Raw genomic sequence first — 15,625 nt, forward strand, 5'->3', positions numbered from 1 at the left:
TTTTTCAATAGTCAAGCCTGTATTCTATTTTTAATCGGTTGTTTTGTCTGTCAAAGATCATTTTCTTAAATATACTATGTGCCGCCGAGTATTTGACCGTCATGGGCAAGTCCGGGTCAATGAGAACCCATTCAGGGCGTTCGAGATAATTATGCAAATCCGCCGCAAGTTTTTCCGGATTTTCTGAATCCTTTAAGGCTTTTATTTCCTGATTTATCTGTTCAATCTTTGAAATAATCGAGGACTTGTTATTGCTATATTCCTCCAGCGTATCCGCTCCGATTAAATAGGCCTTGCGCGCTCTTTCTAATGCTGTGTTAAACTTTTTTAGCTGAGACTGCAAGCCGGCAATTCTTGACTTGTTGTCTTGACCTTGCCGGATTGCAAGGCTATTGCTGTCAGCTTCACATCGGATATCATTTGCTATGCGCTTTATCACCGCGTCTTTAATTATCTGGTCAGAGATATATTGGCTGTTTTGACATAGGCCATGGGCATAACCGCCGCATCTCCAGTAAGGGCCGCATTTGACAAGGGCCCTGCCGCATGAGGCACATACCACCAAACCCGACAGCCAGTCTTTATTCCTGTTTTGCGGTGTAGCCCGCGGCCTGCATGTGGATTTTAACTGAAAGGCCCTCTGCTGGGCTTTTTCCCAAACTTCCTTACTCACAAGCGGCTCATGTGTTGAATCCGCAATTATAGTGTTGTCTGAATGTTTCCGCCCATCTTTGCCGGAAGGGGTCCAGCGAGTTTTGCTTATATACACGGGGTTTTTTATGATATATTCCACTGTCCTGTTTTCAAAAGGATTGCCCCTATGCGTCTTAAAGCCGGCCAGATTGAGCCAGTGGGCAATCGACAAATAGCTTTCGCCGCTTAAGAACTTTTCAAAAATTGTTTTCACAGCCGCCGCTTCATTTTGGACAGGGACAAGCGCTTTGTTCTTCATTTGATAGCCGAAAGGCGGGGAGGACTGATATTCGCCACGCAGGGCCTTTTCCGTCATCGTCCGCCGGACATCCTCAGAAAGGTTTATGCTGTAGTATTCGTCCATAGCCTCGATAAAGGCTTCCATGATAATGGACATCTTATTGTCGCAGTCGAGCGGTTCCTTTATCGAGATTACATCTATCCCGCACTTTTTTCTCAAAAGCGACTTATATACTACGCTGTCCTCTCTATTTCTCGCAAACCGGCTGAATTTATACAGCAGCACGAGGTCAAAGGGCTTTGGCTTAGTCTTTGCATTTGCAATCATCGCCTGAAAACGCGGCCTTGTTTCTGCTTTCCTGCCTGAAATCCCCTCGTCGATATAGATATGGTTTTCCAGAATCTCAATATTGTGCTGCTTAGCGTATATGCGCATCTCTCTTAGCTGGGAATCAGGTGAATATTCAACCTGGTCGTCCGTCGATACGCGGATATAACATGCCGCCCGCCTTACTTTCATATGACAAACCCGCCTTCGCATATAATGAAAATACTCGCAATCCGTTTTTGCGGCACAAGGTTTGGGTGACAGTTATGGCAAAGGCTAAGAGGGAGATTGCCACCGCCGCTTCAGTTTATATTGAAGGGAAAGAATACGATATAGATAAGCTGTCAGAGATTCAAAGGCGCGCATTTGCAGGACAAATCAAGCTGCAGCTTCTAAAGCCGGTACTTAGCGATAAAAATCTGACAGCCACTTTAAGAGGCGGCTATCCGAGCATAAGAACTGCTTTTAGTTATGTGAGCATGACGAAGAATAAAAATTAGAGCTGTCTGTTCATGTTTATGCACAAACGGGCGGCTCTTTTACTTGCTTTTATGCCAGCCGGGTATCAAATCAGTGATGCGGTGCTGCCATCCAAATAAGCTTTGGCTCTTTAAGGGCAATGGATAAGTGAATTCATCCTGATATCCATAAGAGTCACGGCGGCTTTCATTGTTGTTAAAAAATTGTAATCATTAAAATAGGGCGAGTATGTGCTTATTGAAACCTTATTTGCCTTAGTGTCAAAGGTGATATAGCGTATATAGCCGCCGCCTCCCATTGGGCCTTCCTGATAATCGCTGAGAATTTGATAAACGGTTCTGTCATATACGCCGTCGCCGTCATCGTCTATTTTGTCTTCCTTTCTGGCAGCGCCGTGATAATGGCCGTTTAAGGTCATTATCACATTTTTGTTGCGCTTTACTACATTATTAAATATCTCCTCGCCGACGAAGTCACGCCGGCCGGTGTTGTTAAGATAGTTGTGAAAACACAAGATTGCGGTTTTATCTTTGTGTTCAGCCAGCACCTGGTTCATCCAGTCAAACTCGGCTTTGCTGATTCCCCAGCCCATATATACAATGATGAAATCATTTCTGCCTGCCGATATGAGGTCATAATGACCCTTGTTGTTTTTATAAGAACCGCCGTACCAGATGTTGCTGCAAAAACGCTTTTCACCGAAATAACGGTCATATTCGGAATAGTCTTTTTTATCGTGATTTACGTCGTGGTTTCCTGCCAGCACACCATAGGGCATTTTTGCGTTGTCGAGGAGAGACAGGCAATTATCGGCATTTATCCATTGATACTCTTTTTTTGAGTTATCCACTATATCGCCGGTGTGGATTACATACTTCGTATTTCTGGATTCCCGGTTGTCAAGTATATATTGAACCGTCAATTTATAAAGATCAGGGTATTTCGACGTATAATACTGCGTATCCGTCAGCCACGCAAAGCTAAAACTTCTGTCTTCCTTGCAGAAAGAAGTGTTTATATCATGGGATTGAGTGGGGTTAATATTTGCCGGTGCCTTAGCGTTTACCGCCATGCCGCTGAAAGGCAAATAGGCCATCAGCAAAATAATACAGAGCAGGCGTGGGGCTAAACGCTTGATTTTTATTAATTTCAATTCCAAAAATCCCTTCTTTCCTATGATATTTTTGGTTTCGACAAAACAGCAGACGCCACGTTGTTTTATTATTTCTTGTAGATTTAAAAATATATAATTGAGTCAATCATTTGAGAGTGGCAAAAGTTTTAAATTAGATTAATAAATTCCTGATTTTTTACTCACGAAGGCTTGTCCGTTTCAACAGCAAACTTGGGAGCGGTTGAAATTAAACTGTCTCATTCAGCAGTAAGGTCCACCATACTGAGTAATAATTATCTTCGCAAGCTTGGGGTCGCATTTTGATATCTTAACGGGATATTGAAGTTTCTTTTCATAAATCCACATTGCTGTCTGCCTCCTTTGTGTACTCCCACGGCCACGGACTGTTTATCCACTGCCAACGTGTGCTGGGTGTTATATCTCTTGTGTTGAGAGGACCAAATTTTGAAGTAAACTGATCAACTAAAAACTGACGCTGCTTAGCATATTTATCGTGGAGTTTCAGTGCTTCAGTATCATTTGGGTGCGTGTTGAGATAAAGGTGCAGGTCGAACATTGCGAAGCTGACGGTGCTTATCTTTTTTAGCAACATTTCTCTTTCGTTCATTTCATACAACCTCCACTGCCAATCCAAGGTTTATCAAGGTCAGGGAAAATAGTGCCGGCTTTGAATCCTGTATTTTCGTCATAGATAGCAGTTAGCTGCTGAAAAGGCACATATGCCATCCCTATTGGTGTCTGCGCCGGAAAAGCGCTTCTGTCCGGCTGCAATGGATACATCTGACTAAACACATCGTCGGGAATCAATGCAATTACTCCTTTCTTAAGAATTACACGCCGATAGAGTCCTAAGACCCTGATATAAAACATAAAAAATCCGGACACAACAGTTTCGCACGCACTCTATGTATCGGGCACAGCGGAACCGCAGTGTCCACTATCAGTATATGTACAAGCGAGGGACAGGTTCATATAAAAAATAAGCGCGTCCCTGATTTTGGGACGCGCTTGACCGATTATATTAGGAGGGAATTTATTAATCCTGCAGCAATTTTGACTTTGAAAGCGCTTTCTTAATGGAATCATTGAAAGGCACAGCGATAATAATTGCTATCAATGTAGTTGCAAGGGAACCGACGATACCGGTGCCAACTTTGACAAGTGCCAATGTAATGGCATTGCCGGTATGGGCGCTGCCTGTATAAAATTTGATAAGGGAATTTACAAAATCACAGATGGCATATCCGACAAGGGAAACAGCGCCGCCGGCAAGGCAAGCGATAAAGTTTGTCTTTTGGTCATTGCCTCGACGGCCTCGGCTCCATGCAATTTTTCCGACGACAAAACCAGTCAAGAACTTGATGACAAGCGTCCAGGGCGCAGTCATCATGTATCCGTTAAGCAGGTCATAGAGTGTCATGCCTATGCCGCCGGCAAGACCGCCGGCAAGGTCGCCGAGCAGGAGTGCCGCAATAAAGCAGACGGCACTGCCGAGATGTACCATCGAGGAGCTTGCACCACCCAAGCTGAACTGGATATGAATATAAGTCGCTGCAAAAGACAAAGCCGCCATCAGCGCGGTAAAAACCATAAAACGCGTCTTTTTTAAATTAACTGAATCCAATTAAAACCCTCCTCAAAGCCCATTTCACTATAGTGGCTCATAACCAACAATCGTATTCTGTTCAATGAGCCAGGGGATAGACTTTTCAATCATGACACCTTCCCGCGGGTCACAGTTATAGCCATAAGCGGTTGCTGCTGCAATTTCTACAAAACGCGACGCCCGTGATATAGCTATCGGAAGGCTATCTCCCGTAAGCAATCCGCCAACGAGCACACTGGCAAAAATATCACCTGTACCGGGATATGATATAGGTAGGAGATTGCAGTCAACCCGCCAAAAGGCGTTGTGATCCCGGTCATATCCGATATTTGAAATCTTTCCGGGTACAACGAAAGCGCCGGTAATAACCACATATGCAGGACCTTTTTCTGAAAGCCTGACCAGCATACTGCGCGCTTTGTCCCGCCCGAGCACTTCGTTTGTATAGTTCTCACCGAGAAGGATACAGGCTTCGGTCAGGTTTGGGGTAATCAGGTCGGCTTTTTTAACAAGACGGCTCATTTGTGAAATAATCTGCGGTGTGACGGTTCGGTAAGCCTTGCCGTCGTCACCCATGACGGGGTCTACCACAGCGAGCGCATTAGGCCATGCTTCGATATAAGAGCCTACCTGCGACGCCTGCTGTTCACTTGCGAGAAAGCCGCTGTATATACAGTCGAATTCAATGCCGAGCCTTTTCCAATGTTCGAGACAGGGCATTACAAAGTCCGTTAAATCCCGGATTTCAGGGTATCCGAATCCGCCTGTATGGGTTGATAATATCGCAGTAGGAACGGGACAGGTCTGCACTCCCATTGCTGCAAGTATTGGAATTATGACAGCAAGTGAGCACCGGCCGAATCCGGAAAGGTCGTGGATTGCTGCAACACGGGGTGAACGGTTTGTCATGTGAGTTTCTCCCTTTAACACAATTTAAATTATAGAGACTGATAAATAACTCTGCAAACTGGAGATAAAACTGCCTGAACTTTTGGTTATGTTATTTTGCCGATATGCGCAATAAATTTCCAACCCGCAGTTGTATAAGTAGCACATGTATTTTTGGCATAATAATGGCAGGCATTAATTTGAATGTTAAATTAAACTAATATGATAAAAAAACCAGTTGATTTTTAGCAAAATCGCAGATATAATAAAAGTCGACCATTTATATTATAATGTCTGCTTTAAAAAATTAAAGTCTCAACTTATTCGCTATTGACAATAATACAAGGTTTATGATATCATATTTAGCGTCGCAAATGAGGAGAGATGTCCGAGTGGTTTATGGAGCTGGTCTTGAAAACCAGTGACCCGAAAGGGCCGGGGGTTCGAATCCCTCTCTCTCCGCCATATTTGTTTTTAAAAGATTTTAATTAACCATGGAGAAGTACTCAAGTGGTTAAGAGGCGCCCCTGCTAAGGGTGTAGGTCGGGTAACCGGCGCGAGGGTTCAAATCCCTCCTTCTCCGCCAAATACGGATGTAAGGCTTATAGCTTTACATCCGTATTTTTGTATTACACAGCTTTCCCGCATATTGAATACTAATTTAAGAAAACAAATGCTTTGGTTGAATGATTATTGCCGAGGCTTTTCTCGTAATAGGGCTTTTTATATGTTACCAAAGGAAGGCCGCCCGCAGAGTCACTCCCTGCGGGCGGCCTTGGGTTTTGAGTAGAAATAGGCGCAATTATATAGTACAATCTACTTATAATAAGCGCAGTGGGATACTAAAAGTCGTGATCAAAACATTGCTTCTATATCATAAATTTGCAAAAGCATTTTGCTGATTATCAATTCCACTTATCGTAGAACTGCCTGTCTCCTCAAATCTGCGGAGCGTGTGTGTAAAAAGATAAGCAAATCATCTATTATTCATCTGTGAAAGGAGTTTCGGTCATGGATCAGATTAAAATAGGCAAATTCATAGCCCAAATGAGGAAAGAGAAAGGATTAACGCAATTGCAGCTTGCCGACATGCTGAACATCAGCAATAAGACGGTCAGCAAGTGGGAGCGGGGAAATGGGCTGCCGGAAGTTTCGCTGATGCTTCCGCTGTGTGAGACTCTCGGAATTAATGTCAATGAGCTCCTTACGGGTGAAAAATTGACCGACTCCGACTATAAAAAGAAAGCGGAGGAGAATATGATGGACCTCGTAAAAGAGAAAGAAGAAAGCAAGAAGAAAATTTTGCTGTCGGTGATAGTAGGTATTATTACCGTTATTGCAGGAATAGCCCTGATTTGTGTTGCAGGGATGTTTGAAATGGCGGTACAGACGCGGATACTGTTTATTGCCCTCGGCTTAATTGTGATTGCCGGCGGGATTTTTACAGCGTGTGTTCTTGATATGGACGCAGGCACATTTGAATGCCGTTACTGCAAGGCGAGATTCAAACCGAGCGCTGCTGCCTATATCGCGGGGGCGCATACAATTACAAAAAGACGTCTGAAATGTCCGGAATGCGGGAGAATAAGCTATTGCAAGAAGAGGCTGACGCACTGAGTAATCAATGGAGGAAAGGGTATGAAGGCAATAAAAACCGAAAAGCTCACAAAGTATTACGGTAAGGTGAGAGGCATTATTGACGTTACGCTTTCGGTGGATGAGGGCGATTTCTTTGGGTTTATCGGGCCAAACGGGGCGGGGAAAAGCACCACTATCCGCACTTTGTTGGGGCTGATCTATGCTACAAGCGGACGCGCTGAAATATTCGGCAAAGATATTGTAAAAAACAAGATTGAGATTCTGTCGGAGGTCGGGTATCTCCCTTCTGAAACGATGTTTTACAGCGGAATGAGGGTAAAGGATATCCTTGCTTTTTCCGCCCGCATGAGAAAGAAGGATTGTACGGAAGAGGCAAAGCGGCTTTGCGAAAGGCTGGAACTCGATATCAACGTGAAGGTTGACCAGCTCTCCCTCGGGAACCGCAAAAAAGTGGGCATTGTTTGTGCTTTGCAGCATAGGCCCAGGCTGTATATCCTCGATGAACCCACCAGCGGCCTTGACCCACTGATGCAGAGGGAATTCTACACTATCTTGAAAGAACGCAACGAGGAGGGCGCGACGATATTCCTTTCTTCCCATGTTCTATCCGAGGTTGGGCGCTATTGCAAACATGCCGCGGTTATCCGCGATGGCCGGCTGCTCGTTTCTGACAGCGTGGAGAAGCTGGGACACACAGGGGTAAAACGCGTCACGCTGCAGGGAATTAATGCCTTGCCTAAGATGGAGAATGTACGCGACATAAAATACGAGAACAACTCCGTCAACTTCCTTTACAGCGGGCAGGCAGATACCTTGATTCGGGAGTTATCAAAGCTTTCCTTTGATGACATCACGATCACCGACCCAGATCTGGAAGAAGTGTTTATGCACTATTACACCAAGGAGGGCAACTAATATGACAGTCTTTCTTCATGAAATGAAAAGGAACAAAATCTCTTTAATAATCTGGGCGGTAGCCATTGCATTTTTGCTTGGTATCTGCGTGATTATATACCCCGATATGTCCTCTCAGATGGAAGATATCAACGATTTGTTTTCCAATATGGGCGATTTTTCTGCTGCCTTTGGCATGGATAAGATAAATTTCGGCGAATTCATAGGTTATTTTGGTACCGAATCCAGCAGTGTTTTGGGTTTGGGCGGCGCTATCTTTGCAGGCATCGTGGGAATCTCTGCACTGTCAAAGGAAGAGAAGGAGCGTACTGCCGAATTTCTGCTTACCCATCCGCTTTCACGGACAAGGATAGTCGCAGAAAAGCTATTGTCCGTAATCGCGCAGGTAGTGCTGCTGAATCTGTTTGTCGCTTGTATTTCGGTCGTCTCAATGCTGATTGTCGGTGAGCGGGCAGACGCAAAGGCAATGTTTCTGATGTTTTTGGCATATCTTGTTATGCACATCGAGATTGCGGCTGTAACATTCGGTATCTCCGCGTTTATAAGGGCAGGAGGCCTCGGAATCGGTATCGGCTTGGCGATTATTCTATATTTCCTCAACCTCTTATCCAATATCACAAAGGATGTGGAGTTTCTTAAATACATAACCCCGTTCAGCTATACCGACAGCCCCGATATAATATCCAACGGTTCTATCACAGTTAAGTACCTTGTGCCCGGTTTGATAATTACATTGGCGGGGATTGTTGCCGCTTTCATAAAATACCCGAGAAAGGATGTTTGAAAGCGGGGAACCGCTATAGCATACAGAATAGCGAAAATAAAAATACACTTCACTAAATAAGTGAAGTGTATTTTTTATGACTGTTTGCAGGCCTTTTTCCTAAAGATAAAATGACTTAGGTTAGCGAAGAATTGCTCAAAAGCGCCCGGCTTTTTTTCCGGTTTCAAAACGGTTTCTCCCGCCGTAATGTCGGTCTTAGCAAGCAAAGCCCCGTCAAGGGTAAAGACTATTTCGCCCAGCTTTTGCCCTTCCTTTACGGGGGCGGCGATAGATTTCGGCACATTTATTTTCATTTTAACGCGGGAAACTTCGCTGTCTTTTAAGCCCGCTGTCAGGTTTGTGTTGTATTTGCAGGTTACTGAATCCGCCGTTCCGCCGGTGACTTTCACAGCGATTTCTGGGCAGCAAGGGAAAAGGGGGCGCGGTTTTAAAACGCTGAAGCCGTAATCCAGTAATGCCTTGTGCTCGTCCAGATCGTCGTGGCAGTTCAGCGTTGCCGCGATGAGCGTTACGCCGTTGCGTTGGGCGCATGAGACAAGGCACCGGCCGCTTTTTTTGATATAACCCGTTTTTATGCCGATTGCCCCTTCATAGGTTCTGAGCAGGGCATTGTGGTTATATAAAACCCGTCCGTCTTTGACGCCGTTTAATGTGACATATTTTTTAGTTGTCGATACGATTTTCCTGAACTCCGGGTTATGCATGGCATAGGCGCCGAGCCGTACCAAGTCGAGCGAGGTTGTATAGTGGTCCTTGCCGTCCAATCCGGAAGGTGTCGCAAAATGGGTGTTGTAAAGCTTTAGCTCCGCGGCCTTTTTGTTCATTTTATCGACGAATGCGTCAACTGAACCGGAAAGGCAGATTGCAATAGTATTCGCCGCGTCATTGCCCGATTCCAGCATAAGGCCGTATGTCAGATCCCGCAGCGTTATTTTTTCGCCGGGGATAAGATACATGGACGACCCTTCGACCTTAGTTGCCTCCTCCGGTACAGTGTATATCTTATCAAGATTGCCCGATTCACAGGCGAGAATGCCCGTCATAATCTTTGTGGTCGAAGCCATTGGCAGCCGTTGATTGATATTTCTTCCGTCGAGCATCCTGCCGGTTTCCATTTCAATAAGGGCATAGCTTTGTGCTTTATAGTTATATGCGTTGCAAGGTATCGTAAAAATCATGGCTGACACAATCATCAGCGCGAGTTTTTTTAACATAAAAAACACCTGCTTTGCAAGTTAAGCTGCAAACTTCATTATTTGCACTGCGTTTTTAAATATGAGTTTAAAAATTTTCTATATAAATTGCTTTATGGAATCAGGGTATCATACAAAAATTAACAAATAAACAGGAAAAAATATATAATGTATTGCTATTGCCTCACCGACAGACATTTGCTGTCGAATAGCAGGCTTGACTACTTTTTGAAAGGTCCATGATTCCATTGAATTTAGATCAGAATTCAACACCACTTTTTGACGCCGTAAAGAAGTATGTTGATGATAAGGTCATACCGTTTCATGTGCCCGGGCATAAGCAGGGAGCAGGGCTGCGCGAATTTGCAGCTTACATAGGAGACCGGATTCTGCAGATGGACGCCAACGGGATGGACGATCTGGATTATGCCAACAATCCATCCGGCGTTATCCTTGAAGCGGAAAAACTGATGGCCGACGCCTATGGGGCGGGCAACGCGTTTTTCCTTGTCAACGGGACTACGTCCGGGGTGCAGGCGATGATACTTGAGGCTTGCAAGCCCGGCTCAAAGATATTGATACCGCGCAACGCCCACAAGTCGACAATCGGCGGGATTATACTGAGCGGGGCAATCCCATGTTATATTCAGCCCCAGATCAATAAGGAACTGGGAATCGCCATGGGTGTCACATTGTCGTCGGTCAAAGAAGCCATTAAGAAGAATCCCGACGCCGAGGCGCTGTTCTTAATTAACCCCACCTATTACGGCGCGGCCTCGGATTTAAAGGCCCTTGTGCGGACAGCCCATGCGAACGGGATTAAGGTGCTGGTCGACGAGGCCCATGGCGCCCACATGCCGTTCCATGAGGATTTTCCGCTTGCTGCTATGGAAGCCGACGCGGACATGAGCGCAGTAAGCCTCCACAAAACCGCAGGCTCCATGACCCAGAGCTCGGCCCTTCTCACAAATAAGAGAATAGACAGTGAGCATGTCCGACAAGTCCTGAACCTGACATATACGTCCAGCGCGTCATACATACTGATGTGTTCCCTTGACATAGCGAGGAAACAGCTTGCTACACGCGGCAATGAAATGCTAAGCAAAGCTTTGCGCCTGGCGCGCGCCGCGCGCGAAGAGATTAATAAAATAGAGGGGCTTTATGCCTTTGGCAGGGAACTTATCGGGACGCCCGGGTGTTTTGATTTTGACGAGACAAAGCTGGGCATAAACGTCAGAAAATTGGGATACACCGGGTATCAGATGGAGAGGAAACTGCGCGAAGGATATAACATTCAGGTGGAGATGGCGGATCTGTATAATGTACTGGCGCTGGTGACGCTGGGCGACAGCGAATCTAACCTTGACGCCCTTGTGTCAGCGCTGAAGGATATTGCGAGAAAGACATATGTGCGGGAGATAAAAAACAATACGATTATCCCTGTGAACCCGGATTTAATTGTCCCGCCACGGGAAGCGTTCTACAGCCCTAAAAGGTCGGTCGGGCTTGATGAGTCGGTGGGCGAAATTTCCGGTGAGATGATTATGGCGTATCCTCCGGGTATTCCTGTAATTGGCCTTGGGGAGCGCATAACGCGGGAGATAATTGACTACATAAAGATTTTGAAGTCGGAGAAATGCCAGCTTCAGGGCGCGTCCGACCCGAATGTTGAGTATATAAAGGTGATTAAATAATGCTTATGTAATTAAACAAGGATAATTATGCCGATGATAATAAGCGCCGCGCCAATCATGTTTGAAACGGTCAGCCTTTCACCGAGAAGAAACACCGAGGTGATTATGGTGACGAGCGGGGAACAGGACATAATCAGCATGACTATGGAGGCCGAGCCCCGCTTTAAAGCGGCGAAATAGGCAAGGTCGCCGATAACGGTCGCCATAATGGCCTCGGTGATGATAAGAAGAACCGATTTCACGGGTATAGTCTGGAGGGTTTCGAGATTTCCCTTAAAGCACAGCCAAATGAATATGACTACAGCCGTAAAAACTGTCCTAACGAAAAGTCCCGCCAGCGGGTCAATATCCTTAAGGCCCCATTTTGCAAAAAGCGGCGAAACACCCCAGCACACCATCCCGATAAGGGCAAGAATATAAACCATCGCATATTCCTTTCTGATTTTAAAAAATTTGGTTTTTATGGATTACTTTCATCAGCTTAAATTAAAAACAACTGCAAAATATAAATGGCAGGATAAAAAAAGAAGGAGCATGAAAGTTGAAAAAGCATTTGAAATCTTCAATAGCTTTTATCCTGCTAACACTTTTTGTACTCAGTTGCGCAAGCGCCGCTGCACCGTCAAAGGGGACAAGCTCCGGAAATGAGAACACTGAATTTGACCCATTTATGAAAAAGACATTGGAGTCAGGCCCCACAACGGAGGTTCCCTGGGAAAACGACCCTGCTTTTTTGGCGGCCAAAGAAAAATATGACTGTCCGATTTTGATGGCCGCCTATAAAACGGTGCTCCACGACCCGCTGCCCGGCGAGGAATTCAATGTTCATCTCGCCGCAAAATATATCTGCGGTTGCGTTGTTGAACCCAATAAGGTTTTTTCCCAGAACAATACCGCGGGCCCATATACAAAGGAAAGAGGATATCAAAGCGGCCCTACTTATAAAGGCACAGAGGTCAGCGAAACGGTGGGCGGCGGGGTCTGCAAAATAGCTTCAACGCTGTTCAATACGGCGATTTTGTCCAATCTTAAGATAGTCGAGCGCCATACCCACAGCATGCCGGTGCCTTATGTGCCTTATGGTCAGGACGCGACGGTGTATTACGGAGCCAAGGATTTTAAGTTTATGAACAACACAAGTTCACCGGTGCTTATCTGGGCGAAGGGCATTGACAATATCCTTTATATCGGTTTTTACGGAAAAACAAAGCCGCCTAAGGTCGAGTGGAAACATGAAGTAATAAGTGTGACCAAAGCGCCGGTATATACGAAAAAGAATCCAAACCTGCCGCCAAATACGGAGAAAATAACGCATGAGGGTATGGACGGCGCGGTTATCAACTCGTGGATTATCTTGACTTATCCCGACGGCAAAACGGTAAAGAAGGCTATGGGAAAAAGTTATTATAGCCCGTTACCATATATAAAAGAAATAAGCGGGTAATATTACCCGCTTGTATACTTTTTTTAAAACTTTTTCATAAGATTAACTATATAAAGCTATAATCGCAGACCTCAGAACAGGGGGCGGAGTATATACATAACCGAAACAAGCTGTTCATAAACAGGAATTTCTTTATATTTTTCATAAGTCAGGTTTTGCTCAACTTCGGCGCGTCAGTGCAGCTTATCGCCGTTTCATCGCTGCTTATAAAGGTTACAGGCTCCGGCACTGTAACCGGGTTCAGCATTGTATGCGCACCGCTGCCCGGCATAATTTTTTCGCTTTTCGGCGGGAAAATCGGCGACAAGTTCCGGGCAAAAAGGCTGCTGGTCGCTTTCGACGTAGCAAGAGGGCTTACAGTTAGCTTGTTTATTTTCTGCAAGTCTGTAGTGACGGCGTTAGTCCTGCTCCTGATTTTAAGTATAATCGAGACGCTGTACTATCCGTCGAAAAACAAGATTATTGCGATGATTCTTAAAAAAGACGATTTGGTTTCCGGCAACGCGCTGCTGAGCGGCGGCATCGGCGTCGTCAACCTGCTGACGCCCGTTCTTGCCGGGGTTGCCATCAGCTTTTTGGGTGTGAATGCCGCCTTTTTGGCAATTGGGGCGTCTTATCTGCTCTCCGCCGCCTTTCTGTCATGTATCAAAACGAAATATTTTAAGAACCGCACAGTTAAAACCGGCGGCAGGAAATCAGACGCTGCCGAGAGTTTCAGAATCTGCTTTAATAACAAATTGCTCAGGAAGGTTATCTTGACGGCGGCGGTCATTGACTACTGCACAATTGCCGTAAATATCGCCTTTTACTCCTTTGCATTTGATTATATGAAGGTTTCCAGCGGCTATTGGGGCGCTTATCTGTCCATCCTCTACGGGATGAATATTGTTTCAATGCTTATTTTGATGAGATATAAGAGTTTTTTCAGGAAAAAGGAGATTGCCTCGATAAATGTTCTGCTATTCTGCCTGTCGGCCGTATGGCTTTTTTACAGCGCAACGCAAAGCAGAATATTTGTGCTGGCGGCGGGCGCAGTTGAGGGCATCTGCAATTCGCTGTGCGTCACGCTGATAACCACCTGCATACTGGAAAACAGCAAAAAGGGGTATACGGCGAGGATATTCGGCGTTCAGTATGTCCTGTCAAGTTTTGCAAAGCTCATTGGCGCAGTTTTTACATATACCCTGCTGCGACGGTTCAGTTTCAGGTTTATCTTCATATCCAGTGCGGCGATTATCGCCGCCTATGCGTTCTGCGCTATCCTGACGCCAGCGGAAAGGCTGTCAGACCAAGCTGCCAAGTAGTAAAATCTCCTCGTTGTCTTCATAGATTTCGGGGAACTGGGTAACCGGCAGCGGGTTTACGCCAGAGCCCAGCTCTATCGTAAACCCAGGCCTGTTGTAGGTCTGGATGAACCAGTCCTTATACCCGGCATACGAGGCTTCTCCCGGGTTTTCCGAGATTGTGTAACCGCTTACATCTGAAAATAGCTGCGCGATTCTCTCGGCGTCCGGGGGATTGTAGTCGCTGAACCTGTAGAATATTAGTTTGCCCTGGGTATGATAGGCGATGACGAGCCGGAAATTGTGCTGGGAAGTGAAAGTGACCATCGCGTTTGATTCTGGTTCCGTAAGGGGTGCAGTGCCGCCGAAATCCCGCGGCGCCGGCGCAGTTATGCCCTGTTCAATCTCCAGTTGGTGCTCCTTCTCCCACTCTGCGGGATAGTTGAGGTTTAGATCCACCCCTCTTATGTTGGCCTTCCAAACCCGCGGCAGGGGCAGGCCGGTTCTGTTGAGCTGGGCCGCCTGCGTATAGGCGTCGTTTGTATATACAGGCCAGTAGTTTACCAAGTTGACACCGTCGGGATTGACCATCGGTATAAGATATATGCTGCTGCGGTTCCAGATCTCGGTTGTGCTATAGCCCCTGATGCTGCCGCCCACCGAATAGGCTTTTGAGAAATTCTCAATGAATTTCATAAGCAGCATGGTGGTTATCCACTCGTTGGCGTGGTGCGAGGCGTTATAGGATACCTCGTTCGGGCCAGTGCCTATTCTGATCGAGAATAGATTTTTGCCCATGACGCTGTTGCCGATACTGCCAACCTGCAAAAACGGATAACGGGCCTTGAGCCCTCTTATCTGGCGTTCCATGATTTCGTATGTATAATCAATGTCGGTAAAAATAAGGTCGTACCCAAACGGGATTATAATCCTGCTGCCCACTGTAAGGTTGTTCGGGTCGACGTTTGGGTTCGCTGTGGCAATGGCAGTCGGAGTCGTGAAATAGCGCCTTGCCAGATTGTAAAAGGTGTCGCCATTTCTTATCGTATATGTAAAATATCCGAGCAGCAACCGTTCAAGCACATTCCAGGTCGCTGGGCCCACGATACCGTCTGGAACAAGGCCATAGTCTCTCTGGAATGCCTGAATGGCGGCATAAGTTGCAGCTCCGAAGATACCGTCGACGGCGCCGGCGTTGTACCCAATCTTGTTGAGCAGGCTTTGGATGAGCTTGACGTTGGGGCCGGTTGAACCAAAAAATAGTGTTTCCATCTTATCCCCTCACTTTGTCACTTATATACTATTTAAAAGCGCAGGGGAGTGTGAAAAACCGGACTGACCAG

At 46.0% G+C, this 15,625-nt stretch carries 16 protein-coding genes, 2 tRNA genes and 1 pseudogene; 9 read left to right on the forward strand and 10 right to left on the reverse strand.

What is annotated here, in order from left to right; all coding sequences use genetic code 11:
* Positions 1-4 precede the first annotated feature (4 nt).
* Complete coding sequence (locus V6C21_RS08025; protein WP_479268766.1) at positions 5-1,453, reverse strand: recombinase family protein; 1,449 nt, start codon at positions 1,451-1,453, stop codon at positions 5-7.
* Between the two features lie 74 nt (positions 1,454-1,527).
* On the opposite strand from V6C21_RS08025, the gene V6C21_RS08030 reads away from it, so the two are divergent.
* A complete protein-coding gene (locus tag V6C21_RS08030; RefSeq protein WP_479268767.1) occupies positions 1,528-1,761 on the forward strand; it encodes a hypothetical protein in 234 nt (77 codons plus the stop codon).
* A 110-nt stretch (positions 1,762-1,871) separates the two neighbouring features.
* On the opposite strand, the gene V6C21_RS08035 is transcribed toward V6C21_RS08030, so the two are convergent.
* From V6C21_RS08035 to V6C21_RS08060, 6 genes and pseudogenes are all read right to left on the reverse strand, one after another.
* On the reverse strand, positions 1,872-2,900 hold the full coding sequence (locus V6C21_RS08035; protein WP_479268768.1) for a metallophosphoesterase: 1,029 nt from the start codon (positions 2,898-2,900) through the stop codon (positions 1,872-1,874).
* Between the two features lie 225 nt (positions 2,901-3,125).
* Positions 3,126-3,221: pseudogene (locus V6C21_RS08040) on the reverse strand (manganese catalase family protein); the annotation flags it as partial.
* Positions 3,208-3,483 carry a spore coat protein CotJB gene (locus tag V6C21_RS08045; RefSeq protein WP_034836651.1) on the reverse strand — a complete coding sequence of 92 codons (276 nt, stop codon included), beginning with the start codon at positions 3,481-3,483 and terminating at the stop codon, positions 3,208-3,210. The pseudogene V6C21_RS08040 and the gene V6C21_RS08045, both read right to left, overlap by 14 nt.
* A complete protein-coding gene (locus V6C21_RS08050) occupies positions 3,480-3,746 on the reverse strand; it encodes a spore coat associated protein CotJA (RefSeq protein ID WP_479268769.1) in 267 nt (88 codons plus the stop codon). Before V6C21_RS08050 ends, V6C21_RS08045 begins: the two co-directional genes overlap by 4 nt.
* Before the next feature lie 166 nt (positions 3,747-3,912).
* On the reverse strand, positions 3,913-4,500 hold the full coding sequence (locus V6C21_RS08055; RefSeq protein WP_051492272.1) for an ECF transporter S component: 588 nt from the start codon (positions 4,498-4,500) through the stop codon (positions 3,913-3,915).
* Positions 4,501-4,527: 27 nt separating this feature from the next.
* Complete coding sequence (locus V6C21_RS08060) at positions 4,528-5,391, reverse strand: pyridoxamine kinase (RefSeq protein ID WP_034836645.1); 864 nt, start codon at positions 5,389-5,391, stop codon at positions 4,528-4,530.
* Positions 5,392-5,748: 357 nt separating this feature from the next.
* On the opposite strand from V6C21_RS08060, the gene V6C21_RS08065 reads away from it, so the two are divergent.
* The 5 genes from V6C21_RS08065 (at position 5,749) to V6C21_RS08085 (ending at position 8,668) form a co-directional block, all read left to right on the forward strand.
* Positions 5,749-5,835, forward strand: a tRNA-Ser gene (locus V6C21_RS08065).
* 31 nt (positions 5,836-5,866) lie between these two features.
* Positions 5,867-5,956, forward strand: a tRNA-Ser gene (locus V6C21_RS08070).
* A gap of 425 nt (positions 5,957-6,381) precedes the next feature.
* Positions 6,382-6,987: a helix-turn-helix domain-containing protein gene (locus V6C21_RS08075; RefSeq protein ID WP_034836642.1), complete on the forward strand. Its 606-nt coding sequence runs from the start codon at positions 6,382-6,384 to the stop codon at positions 6,985-6,987.
* 21 nt (positions 6,988-7,008) lie between these two features.
* On the forward strand, positions 7,009-7,884 hold the full coding sequence (locus V6C21_RS08080; RefSeq protein ID WP_479268770.1) for an ABC transporter ATP-binding protein: 876 nt from the start codon (positions 7,009-7,011) through the stop codon (positions 7,882-7,884).
* A 1-nt stretch (position 7,885) separates the two neighbouring features.
* Complete coding sequence (locus V6C21_RS08085) at positions 7,886-8,668, forward strand: ABC transporter permease subunit (protein ID WP_479268771.1); 783 nt, start codon at positions 7,886-7,888, stop codon at positions 8,666-8,668.
* Positions 8,669-8,742: 74 nt separating this feature from the next.
* On the opposite strand, the gene V6C21_RS08090 is transcribed toward V6C21_RS08085, so the two are convergent.
* Positions 8,743-9,882 carry a D-alanyl-D-alanine carboxypeptidase family protein gene (locus V6C21_RS08090; RefSeq protein ID WP_479268772.1) on the reverse strand — a complete coding sequence of 380 codons (1,140 nt, stop codon included), beginning with the start codon at positions 9,880-9,882 and terminating at the stop codon, positions 8,743-8,745.
* Between the two features lie 218 nt (positions 9,883-10,100).
* On the opposite strand from V6C21_RS08090, the gene V6C21_RS08095 reads away from it, so the two are divergent.
* Positions 10,101-11,555: an aminotransferase class I/II-fold pyridoxal phosphate-dependent enzyme gene (locus V6C21_RS08095; RefSeq protein WP_479268773.1), complete on the forward strand. Its 1,455-nt coding sequence runs from the start codon at positions 10,101-10,103 to the stop codon at positions 11,553-11,555.
* 11 nt (positions 11,556-11,566) lie between these two features.
* Here the strand turns inward: V6C21_RS08095 and V6C21_RS08100 are convergent, their stop codons facing one another.
* On the reverse strand, positions 11,567-11,980 hold the full coding sequence (locus V6C21_RS08100) for an EamA family transporter (RefSeq protein ID WP_034836631.1): 414 nt from the start codon (positions 11,978-11,980) through the stop codon (positions 11,567-11,569).
* A 116-nt stretch (positions 11,981-12,096) separates the two neighbouring features.
* Between V6C21_RS08100 and V6C21_RS08105 the strand changes: the two genes are divergently transcribed.
* Together V6C21_RS08105 and V6C21_RS08110 are read left to right on the forward strand one after the other, a co-directional pair.
* Positions 12,097-12,999 (forward strand): VanW family protein, encoded by a 903-nt coding sequence (locus V6C21_RS08105; RefSeq protein WP_051492266.1) that lies wholly within the window; start codon positions 12,097-12,099, stop codon positions 12,997-12,999.
* A gap of 116 nt (positions 13,000-13,115) precedes the next feature.
* Positions 13,116-14,303 carry an MFS transporter gene (locus V6C21_RS08110; RefSeq protein WP_479268861.1) on the forward strand — a complete coding sequence of 396 codons (1,188 nt, stop codon included), beginning with the start codon at positions 13,116-13,118 and terminating at the stop codon, positions 14,301-14,303.
* Here V6C21_RS08110 and V6C21_RS08115 read toward each other — a convergent pair.
* The gene (locus V6C21_RS08115) at positions 14,283-15,554 is read right to left on the reverse strand and encodes a M14 family metallopeptidase (RefSeq protein WP_034836624.1); all 1,272 of its coding nucleotides are present in this window, start codon (positions 15,552-15,554) and stop codon (positions 14,283-14,285) included. The genes V6C21_RS08110 and V6C21_RS08115 overlap by 21 nt on opposite strands.
* Positions 15,555-15,625: the final 71 nt, after the last annotated feature.

This window comes from [Clostridium] cellulosi, assembly GCF_036762875.1.
Taxonomy (GTDB): domain Bacteria; phylum Bacillota; class Clostridia; order Oscillospirales; family Ethanoligenentaceae; genus Ruminiclostridium_D; species Ruminiclostridium_D cellulosi.